3 protein-coding genes and 1 pseudogene are annotated in these 1,769 nt (G+C 40.7%); 3 read left to right on the top strand and 1 reads right to left on the bottom strand.

The window, feature by feature from the left end; translation table 11 throughout:
* From ACFILZ_RS09705 to ACFILZ_RS09695, 3 genes are all read left to right on the top strand, one after another.
* Positions 1-662: filamentous hemagglutinin (locus ACFILZ_RS09705; protein ID WP_375611046.1), on the top strand; the 662-nt coding region annotated here is incomplete at its 5' end.
* Complete coding sequence (locus ACFILZ_RS09700; RefSeq protein WP_375611045.1) at positions 659-1,063, top strand: hypothetical protein; 405 nt, start codon at positions 659-661, stop codon at positions 1,061-1,063. The genes ACFILZ_RS09705 and ACFILZ_RS09700, both read left to right, overlap by 4 nt.
* 175 nt (positions 1,064-1,238) lie before the next feature.
* Positions 1,239-1,598, top strand: coding sequence for a hypothetical protein (locus ACFILZ_RS09695; protein WP_375608402.1), 360 nt, complete (start codon positions 1,239-1,241; stop codon positions 1,596-1,598).
* Positions 1,599-1,697: 99 nt separating this feature from the next.
* Here ACFILZ_RS09695 and ACFILZ_RS09690 read toward each other — a convergent pair.
* Positions 1,698-1,769, bottom strand: a pseudogene (locus ACFILZ_RS09690) (DNA-binding protein); the annotation flags it as partial.

The raw sequence follows: 1,769 nt of genomic DNA, 5'->3' as shown, positions 1-1,769 counted from the left end.
ATGGCAAGGTGCATGTGTCCTTTAATGGCATCTTTACTCCACCAGAGGAAGCCGCTGTTTATGCGGTTCAACATGCGGAGAATAAAAATGAACCACTTTATTTTGTTGTGTTCCCAGAAGCCAATTCTGCTATCTCAGAACTTCTAGTCGCGGGCTATCAGAAGTTTATGGAAAATAACTTTTGGGGTTTGACCAATTCCACACAAGAAGCAAAAGATTTGATGTATAGCTATGGTCTTACAGGATTAGAACTTTATGGACATAGTCGCGGGACAATGACATTGGGGAATATGCTGAATTCTTTCAAACAAGAAGGTGTTCACGGTATAGCCAACGAAAACACGACTATCAATCTCTATGGACCAGCCTTTAATGTTTTAGTTGCATCCGGTCTGTTAGGTTATGTGAGTGATAGCAAACAAACCATTGTTGGTTTTGATGGGAATAGATACGACTTTGTCAGCAGAATTATTGGCGGTAATGGCTATACCTACGAGACAATACCTGCTGGCAGTAACATGTGGAAAGAATGGTGGAGAGTGATCATGAATCCCATAAGCTCCCATACTTGCCTTGGAGATGTGGGGCGTATGTGCAACATGCTTTACGGCTCATCTCATCGTGAACAAGTTCCTTTAAGTAAATCATGGAGTAAAAAATGAAACAAATCTTAAAATTATTAAGTGCGATAACTCTATTGAGTATAGCTGGGTGCCAGTTTAATAAAACTCCCATATCTTCTATAGGGGCATGGGAGAAGCCAGGAGCAGATTTTACGGAGATAGGAAAAGCCTTGTTAGAATGCGGTATGCCAACCCCTTATGATAAGGATCCAGAAAGTAGAAAGCTCAGTAATAATGCAAATGCAACCATTGATGCTTGCATGCTCCAAGCGGGATTTCGCTATAAATATGATGTGGGGGGAGGCTGGTGTGGAAATCATAAAGCTGAAAACTTGCCCATTTGTCGTCCAGGCGCTGTTGTTCCACAGCGCAGTGTCAAGAAGCGCTTGAACAGCCCGTTTTGTAAAAAATATAAAAATAGTCGCAAATGCCAGCCTTAAGTCTTTCTTGTGATGATCAACAATCTGCCATCCTTGCCTTTACTTGGAATGGCGGGATTGTTTTCTCAATTTACCATCTCAACTCAGTTCAGAACTGTCTTGAAAAACGGAGATAAAATATCAACAGGCTTTAGAGCCTTTTTATTGTAAATAAATCCATTGAAAGAGGGGAATAATGAAGAAAATCTTAAAACTGTTGAGTTGTATAGCTCTGTTAAGTATCACTGGATGTGTTAACTCAATTCCCTCACTTTCTCCAGCATTATGGAGAAATAAAATACTTTTAGAATGTGGAGTACCGGACCTTAATAAGGTTGTGGCGCTAGATTTGAATCAATTTGCCAGTATTGAAATGTGTATGGCGCAATCAGGTTTTCGCCCTAGCTTTACAATACAAGATTGGTGTGAAAACCATAAATCGGACAACCTTCCCATATGTCGTCCTGGTGCTGTCATGCCTCAGCGAAGTGTTGAGAGACGCTTAAATAGCCCTTATTGTAAAAAGCATTCAGAACAACTTGAATGCAAACCTTAGGTCTTGCTTCAGCAGAGAAAGCTTTGAATTTACACCAAATAAAGCTCCAGGTTGATGAGCTTGAGAAAGCCTTGTCCGTCCTTACGTGACAAGGTTTTTTTATGCCGCGTCACTTTGACGTTGCTGTTTTGCTTGTTCGATGACATTCAAAAGATCCGATTGTAACCAACG

Origin of the sequence: Bartonella sp. AP40SXNS, assembly GCF_042195825.1 — a bacterium.
Lineage (GTDB): Bacteria > Pseudomonadota > Alphaproteobacteria > Rhizobiales > Rhizobiaceae > Bartonella.
The sequence above is the reverse complement of the archived record's forward strand: the minus strand, read 5'-3'. Positions and strand labels throughout refer to the sequence as shown.